At 49.9% G+C, this 7,412-nt stretch carries 8 protein-coding genes; 1 reads left to right on the forward strand and 7 read right to left on the reverse strand.

Going from position 1 to position 7,412, the window contains the following annotated elements:
* From ABD971_RS22155 to ABD971_RS22165, 3 genes are all read right to left on the reverse strand, one after another.
* The coding region (locus ABD971_RS22155) for a hypothetical protein (RefSeq protein ID WP_345325659.1) at positions 1-517 on the reverse strand (517 nt) is incomplete at its 3' end.
* Between the two features lie 383 nt (positions 518-900).
* The gene (locus tag ABD971_RS22160) at positions 901-1,374 is read right to left on the reverse strand and encodes a hypothetical protein (protein ID WP_345325661.1); all 474 of its coding nucleotides are present in this window, start codon (positions 1,372-1,374) and stop codon (positions 901-903) included.
* 17 nt (positions 1,375-1,391) lie between these two features.
* The gene (locus ABD971_RS22165) at positions 1,392-2,060 is read right to left on the reverse strand and encodes a NucA/NucB deoxyribonuclease domain-containing protein (protein WP_345325663.1); all 669 of its coding nucleotides are present in this window, start codon (positions 2,058-2,060) and stop codon (positions 1,392-1,394) included.
* A 651-nt stretch (positions 2,061-2,711) separates the two neighbouring features.
* On the opposite strand from ABD971_RS22165, the gene ABD971_RS22170 reads away from it, so the two are divergent.
* A complete protein-coding gene (locus tag ABD971_RS22170; RefSeq protein WP_345325665.1) occupies positions 2,712-3,662 on the forward strand; it encodes an IS110 family RNA-guided transposase in 951 nt (316 codons plus the stop codon).
* A gap of 307 nt (positions 3,663-3,969) precedes the next feature.
* On the opposite strand, the gene ABD971_RS22175 is transcribed toward ABD971_RS22170, so the two are convergent.
* The 4 genes from ABD971_RS22175 to ABD971_RS22190 form a co-directional block, all read right to left on the reverse strand.
* Positions 3,970-4,494 carry a hypothetical protein gene (locus tag ABD971_RS22175; RefSeq protein WP_345325667.1) on the reverse strand — a complete coding sequence of 175 codons (525 nt, stop codon included), beginning with the start codon at positions 4,492-4,494 and terminating at the stop codon, positions 3,970-3,972.
* 6 nt (positions 4,495-4,500) lie between these two features.
* Positions 4,501-5,292 (reverse strand): hypothetical protein, encoded by a 792-nt coding sequence (locus ABD971_RS22180; RefSeq protein WP_345325669.1) that lies wholly within the window; start codon positions 5,290-5,292, stop codon positions 4,501-4,503.
* A gap of 484 nt (positions 5,293-5,776) precedes the next feature.
* Positions 5,777-6,367, reverse strand: coding sequence for a hypothetical protein (locus ABD971_RS22185; RefSeq protein WP_345325671.1), 591 nt, complete (start codon positions 6,365-6,367; stop codon positions 5,777-5,779).
* Positions 6,368-6,465: 98 nt separating this feature from the next.
* Positions 6,466-7,412 (reverse strand): RHS repeat-associated core domain-containing protein (locus ABD971_RS22190; RefSeq protein ID WP_345325673.1); only part of this gene is annotated, 947 nt, incomplete at its 5' end.

Raw genomic sequence — 7,412 nt, forward strand, 5'->3', positions numbered from 1 at the left:
TCCAGTTCTCGACCGTTTGACCGACACGGAAAGAACGCCGGTCGTACTCGTATGTTGACCTCGTTCGTGTTTGGAGGTTACCGCTGCCATCGTAGACATCGACGACCGCCTGATTCATCCGGCCTTGCAAGTTGTACGTAAAGCTCTGCGAAGACACTCGCTGCTGCGCGCTGTCACTGCCCTCAGCGGCCAACGCATTGACCGTTGTGTCGTCCAGCAGGCCGGTGTAAGCCGTCTTGGCCGTTTGCTGGGTTTGGTCGTACAGGTAGATCGTCGTCGTGTCGGCGCTGGCGTCGGACAATTCAGCAAACAGTCGATCGTTCGCGTCATAGCGATACTCGATCGACTCGTCGATGCTCGAGTTATTGCCAAGGTCACGATCGAGTGCGACGCGGTCGCCGGTCAAGTCGTACTCGTAGGACTCGGTTTGATCAAAGTTGTTGTCCCAGTGGTCGATAACTTCATCGGTCAAACGTCCCATGTCGTCGTAAGCCCAGGTCGTGGTGGTTGTTTCCAACTCACCTGCGTCCTGATTACCGTCATCGTTAGCGTCGATCCAGAAGGTTTCGCTAGCCGACGTACGTTTGCCGTCGGGACGGACAGTGTAGTCGTACGAGGCAAGGACGTTGCTGGCCCCATCGGTGTCAACTTGTGTGTCCAGCCGACCGAGTTCATCAAAGGTATAGGCCGTGATCAGGTCGGGAACCGCGTCGCCAGGCGCGAATGTGAGCTGGGCGCGTTGACGGCCAAGCAGGTCAAAGCGGTAGTCGGTATCGACTTGCGGATCGTCACTGGTGTTCGATGATGCAAATCAAGGAGTCCTGCCCCATTTGAATTCTCGCGGCCATGACAGTGCTTTGTTTTTCTCGGACACCTTTGCTTTTCCCGGTTTTAGGTCGCTCACTGAACCAACGTTATCACACATCGCTCCCACTCGCTGCGTGATAGGAAGGCACTATTGTCAAGGCTAGCCGAGTCAACATCATGAATCCCAGCGTTGAAGCGTTCGACCAAGACTTTATAGTGCCCGGTCGGGACTTCCACAATCAACTCTCCTTCACTGTCGAAAAACCCGTCTTCAATCGAAAATTCGGTTTCAAGAAATAATGAATCACGCGAACGCTCTCTCGCTATGTTCTCAAGCAAAACGAAATCAAAGCGTAGCGACAACGTGTCCGATTTCGCCACTAATAAAAGGGCATCATCAAATTCCCAGTATCCCAACTCCCTTATTTCTGGCCAATCAATATCCATGGCCTGCTGATATTCCAGTGTCGCGGAAGGATTGCAGAGAATCAAGAACGCTTCGTCTTCCGCAAACAACCGAATTGATGTCGGGTTGTTCTCATCAGTTGATATAGTTTCATAATCCATTGGTGATGCCTTTCGTGTTAGTCAAATAGGTGAGCAATTGCCACTAGCGATGGAATTGGAACCACTAAAAAGGGTCGACCACCACCGTATCTAAGTCGCTTGCGATAGAACGTGTTCAACGCCAAACCTTCTTGGTGGTTCTGCCCAGCATTGACGTACCTCCCTTCTGCAAACGGCTGTCCACCTTGCCAGCTTGACGCGTAGGGAAACTCGTCAAGCTGTGTGTTCCATGGTGGGATCGGCCTTTGGAAGTTTGTCTTTACCCAAGCTCGGTTAACGTTTGTCGGGTGATTTGGATTTCTAGTTGCGCCAGGACCGTTGTAATTCAATAAAAATGCCCAAGGGTTACGTTGGAGATAGTCAACCTTGAAGTCGTAGACTTCTGGCCAAAAATCCTCAGGTAGGTAGAACTTTGGAAAACGCTTTATTTCTTGCCACGTTTTTCGCAGGTGAGTCGCTATTTCTTCTAATACATCTCGTACATAACGAGCAATCTCAAAGACGCTTGCTTGCAGGAAATGGTAAACGTAAGCGACACCAGTTCCGACTTGGCTCAATGCATCTCCCATTAAATCAACCGCATCGCTGAGAAGACCAGACGAAATTGCTATGTATGCTGCTGATCCAAACGCTAGGGCCGCGTATGCTTGACCAGCCGTCATCCCGGCGCCAATCGACATCGTCATGCTCAGCTCCATGCTGCTAGAAAGTCCTGTTGGATCTATTCCCCCGATCGGATCGCCATGCACATAGGCGTACTTGTGCAAAGAAGTAACTCTGATGCGGTTTCGCCGCTGTCGTCGTAATTCTCGTCGTGATTTACTTGTCAAAGATCAGTTTTGCCCGGTGCGTTTCCCGCCGATCTTAAAAAAAGCTCGGCGCGCGTTTTCGGGTCGGAGCGAGGTCACGCTCGATGCGTTTTTTTCTTTAGTCGCTTTTTGTCTGGGTGCATTTTAGCTGCCCACGACCGCCGCAGCAACGCGCGGCGGCGACCGTTCCGTTTTCGATAACAGCTAAAACCAACTCGCGCGGTCGGCATCCAGCCGAAAGAAACGGTGAACCTCGTGTCCGCCAAGCCGTCGCAAAGACGCCGGTGCAGCATCTGGTTTACTCATCTAAGAGTCCTAGTATCTAGCAATGGCAGCGTATTCGCGAGATTGGATTACGATGTCCAATGGAAACAGATGCTTCCAAACGTCTTGTAGATCGAATAGACCTGGGTACTTGAGACCGTGGGTCAGCGTGATCGCAAGGCGTTCATTTCAAACCCGAACCGTCGCAGGAGCTGCGCACGCGCAAGCTCGAATTTACTAGGCTGGGATTTTATGAATTCTTACGTGAAGTCTACCAAGATCTTTGTTGGTGTCGATGTTTCCAAGGCGACTCTCGATATCTATCGCCCTGATACAAAGGAGGCGTTGCAGATTGAAAACTCGGATGAAGCCATCGCTGTGTTTTGTTTGCAACTTGAAAAAAAGAAACGAAGTGTAATGGTCGTGATGGAAGGAACTGGTGGCTATGAGTATTTGCTCGTAAAGCATCTTGCTAGTCACAAGATTGAAGCGGCTGTTATCAACCCGAGACGAATTCGCGACTTCGCGAAAGGGATCGGTTTGGATGCGAAGACAGATCCCATTGATGCCAAAGTGATCTCGAAGTACGCCGAGGTTGTCGTACCTAAACCGATGGCTACTAAGTCCGATCATGAGCTGAAGCATGGCGCACTGGTTGCTCGCCGTAACCAGTTGCTCGAACTGATCACCCAAGAGAACAATCGCCTCAAGCAATCGTGGGATGATGACGCCAAGCAAAGCATCCGTGTTGTGCTCGACGTGCTTAAAAAGCAGCTAAAACACATTGATTCGCAATTAGCCAAGATGCTCAAGTCAGACAAGGCAAATCAACGTACAATCGAGATTTTGCAGTCCGTCAAAGGAGTCGGTCCCGTGATGGTCTCAACCGTAATCGCTGAGCTTCCCGAGCTTGGTAAACTGAATCGGGGTGAAATAGCCAAGCTCGTTGGTGTTGCGCCAATCAATCGTGATTCTGGCAAAAAATCCGGCAAGCGATTCATCGGTGGTGGCCGGGGCCAAGTGCGGCGTGTGCTGTACATGGCAACGATCGTCGCAATCCGCCACAACTTGGCGATCAAAGCGTTTTACACACACCTCAAATCGCAAGGTAAAGCATCCAAGGTTGCCATTGTCGCCTGCATGCGAAAGTTCATCACGATACTGAATCTACTGATCAAAACCGATCAGTTGTGGGAAAACAAAACGAGCGTCTGAATTGCTTCCAATCCAGACGCTCAACGTGGACGTCATTGACGCACCCTCGGCTCAGCTATCCCTGGCAGGTTGTGTCCCCACAGCGCCTGTTACGTTTCACTGAACACTTCCATGATAGTTCCGACTTGATACCGCGACCATGAAAACATCATTGAACACCATCGTCATGCCAAAAAAATCCCGGGGGTTTGGGGGCTGGCCCCCAATGCAGCGCAGTTCAAAGCGACAAGGGAAATCAAAATACTTCGTTTTGACACTTGACGAAATTAAAGACCGGCGCTGACCCATTTGATCGCTCCTTAACCTCTCAAATCAAAATTGTATTCAGGCTTACAAACTTTTCGCGGCAATCAAAATCGAGACGCTGTCTTATCCGTGATAACTGAGGCTTGGAAGTTAGTACTTTGTATATTGAGGGATGATTGCACACACTCTCTAACTCTTTGACGGAAACCCTTGTCTCTTCGAGTATCAAATAGTGAAGGCGTTTATTTCCGCCGATGATGAGGGTAAGGCCGCCTGTCGGAAGTTGGCAATGGCTTAGGTCAAGGCGAAGTAGTGTTTCAATTTCTCCCAGACGTTCGCATTCATTCAAAGTCAACGATTTGTTCGTTACAACACATTTCGCCCATGCGTTTTTCTCCAGCTGACGCGCCAAATAGGCGAGAGACAACTTTGCTTCAGGAACGAAGTCCGGTGACATGATTTGTTTTGCTGAGATCAGCGAAACGTTCTCATCAAACAAGAACGATCTTTTAGCCACCCTGTCTCCGACGAAACAAGTAGTGGTAACAAGAATCAGAGCTAATATACTGACCGTTTTTTTTTTCATGATCTATTATCGCGAAGGAAATACAAATGGGGCGTCGTACCCTCGACTTGCATAGAAGCGTTCAACCGCACCGAGTGTTTCTTGAGGCAAAGTTTCGATTGGGTCAATGTCCATTACTTCGGTTGCGTTCGCATTTTGTGACCACGCCTTTCCAACCAAAGGTTTTTGCGGGTATGAAACACTTGTGAACTTTACTGTCCACTTTATGCCCCCCAAGAAGTGAAGTTCGTCGCCGCGACTCGTGAACGCGAGCGTCATGAAGTCATTCTGCGACTCACGAGAACCGGGACCATCAATCAGGATAGAAGGGGCATCCTTAATGTGATGCCTGAACGGGTTGCTTCCCATGCGTGAATCGGAGCGATCCCCACGATAGAATGCATGCGGATGATTGTTGGAGTCCACGTGCCATCCGTCAGGACCTGATTGTGGATGAGTTCGCTCTATCCGCATACGCGCGTCACTATATGTATTGTACTTGCCTCGTACTAGTTGGATGAATGAGACGTTGCCTCCAAGACGTGCGTTTGGTGAAAAGGCGATTTCGATTGGCTGCTCGCCACCCAAAAAACGACGTATCCCGTCGTCGCGTTGCTGTATTTGCTTAACGCCGCCTAGTCGGACAATTACCTGACCACTTGGTAGGTCGTACTGAGTTGTTTCAACGCTAAAGACTCCAGTGGAAAGACTCGAAAATGCGTCTCGATTGAAATTAGAAACATAGTTTGCTCGGTATGCGCCCGCCAAAAGTGCGCCGACAATCGCAACGCTTACCAGACTTACGGCAATCCCACGCATTCTTCCGCTGGGATCGGCACCCCCAATCGGGTCCCCATGCACGTAGGCGTACTTGTGCAAAGAAGTAACTCTGACGCGGTTTCACCGCTGTCGTCGTAATTCTCGTCGTGATTTACTTGTCAAAGATCAGTTTTGCCCGGTGCGTTTCGGGTCGGACTTAAAAAAAGCTCGACGCGGTTTTTTGGGCTGGAGCGGGGTCACACTCGATGCGTTTTTTCTTTAGTCGCTTGTCGTCTGCGTGCATTTTAGCTGCCCACGACCGCCGCATCAACGCGCGGCGGCGACCGGCGACCGTTTCGTTTTCGATAGCAGCTAAAACCAACTCGCGCGGTTGGCATCCAGCCGAAAGAAACGGCGAACTTCGTGACCCCCGAGCCGCCGCTAAGCCGCCGGTGCAGACGGCATTGCACTCATCTAAGAGACCTGACCCATTTGATCGCTCCGGCTGAATACCGAAAACCTGGTCTGACCCCGTCGAATCCCTTCAATCGAAGCCACTAGCTGGATCTATTGACCCTGTGGATTGTTGCTTCGCGTCGGTGACCTGGATATTCCAGGTCACAAAACAATAGTCGTTTGACGCAATTTTTAGATTCAGCAAAGATGGTTTTCCCGTTATGCGACGTCGCAACTCATCAATATCTACGTTCGCAACTTCGCCGGTGACAAAAAGTGTTTCGTAATGGCTTGACCCGTCGTCGTGAAAGAAACGACAATAAGAGAGTTCGATTTGACTAAAACGATCGTCATCAGCCAATATTTGCTTAATGCGACGCACCTTCCTCTCGATGCGCGCGTTCCTTTTCAACAGTTCATGTTTATCGACTATCAAATGTGGATTGAAAAGAAATGCGATTGAGATCAAGAACACGAGAGAGAGAATCACTTGTTGTGTCGTATTGGAATGCTTCCAACGTATCGCTGCTAAGGACACAGCCGCAAGGATAACAATTGCGACAGCCGCAAACACAATCACGCCCGTTTCCCCATAGAAAAAGGCTCCCCGACTGATCGAGTAAAAAAGGAAAGCTGTCGCTCCGGTAAATGCGAAAATGTGGTATATCGAAAATCGCATTACGTTACCCTCGTACAACGAGTTTCATTCGGTTACGAGACTTCATAGTGAATCGAACTTGCTATTGTTGCCAATGCCTATACAGCAATGCCATTTCATCAATCTGTCGGTGGTTGCCAGGGTCCAGAAATTACGCTTGTAGCTTCTTGCCATCCCCAAACCACAAAATATCCGTATGTGTATGCGCTATTAAGTGTGTCATCGGGGTTTGCAGCGGCCCAGTCTATAAGTTGTCGCCGCGATGGCGCGCTTTCAAATCCAGACGGAGTCCGCTGCAAGGCGAGATCATCAGTTTTGTACAATTCGTGTGACATCTCATGTATCAATGTTTCCGCGCGTGTCCGCCCGGCTCCGTCTCCCGACAGTCGAAAATATTTCGTTTCATTAACGTAAATTTTGATCTTTCCGTCATTCGGGAACACTCCAGCAACGTTCCCGCCTCTTGCCAATATAACCGCTAAATCACGTTTTTGCTCATCTGTTTCCCCGAACTCTGGGTGTGCATAATCCCACGTTACTGCTCGGCGATTCATGAATGTTATTGAATCAAGCGAATCACGTATGCCTTCGAGTCTTGTTTTCACCTCTGAAGGCGATGCATTGCGAAAGTACGCATAGAAGCGATTCTGATGATTGCCATTTTCTAATTTGCTGATAGCCGAATCGAGATGCATAATCGCTTTCTCGCGATCACGTTCCAGCGTCTTCATGTCTTGGCTTTGGCGTGCCTTCAACGCGTCGATAAACGCAGTACGTTTGTTCTTGTTCTTCTCGGCCTCAAGATAATTGCCGTAAATTAACGCTCCGATACCTACGACTCCAACAGCGACGGCAATCGCCGCCGACATCTCCCCCGTTGTGAATAACCCACTCGGATCCAAGCCCTGAATAGGGTCTCCATGCACATAAGCGTATTTGTGCAAGCTTTGTGGGTCTTGCATGTTGCCGCTGAACGGATCGAGGCGGTTCCATTGGGCGGCGCTGGCGTCGTACCAGCGGGCTCGGTTGTAGCCGCGATTGAGCGTGCTGTCCCAAGCTTCACCGG

Origin of the sequence: Novipirellula rosea (assembly GCF_039541335.1) — a bacterium.
In the GTDB taxonomy this organism is placed as follows: Bacteria; Planctomycetota; Planctomycetia; order Pirellulales; family Pirellulaceae; genus Novipirellula; species Novipirellula rosea.

Bases quoted from the DNA above. Each gene is read 5' to 3' on its own strand.
- ABD971_RS22160 (WP_345325661.1), bottom strand. From the start codon at position 1,374: ATGGATTATGAAACTATATCAACTGATGAGAACAACCCGACATCAATT.
- ABD971_RS22165 (WP_345325663.1), bottom strand. From the start codon at position 2,060: ATGACGATGTCGATTGGCGCCGGGATGACGGCTGGTCAAGCATACGCG.
- ABD971_RS22175 (WP_345325667.1), bottom strand. From the start codon at position 4,494: ATGAAAAAAAAAACGGTCAGTATATTAGCTCTGATTCTTGTTACCACT.
- ABD971_RS22180 (WP_345325669.1), bottom strand. From the start codon at position 5,292: ATGCGTGGGATTGCCGTAAGTCTGGTAAGCGTTGCGATTGTCGGCGCA.
- ABD971_RS22185 (WP_345325671.1), bottom strand. From the start codon at position 6,367: ATGCGATTTTCGATATACCACATTTTCGCATTTACCGGAGCGACAGCT.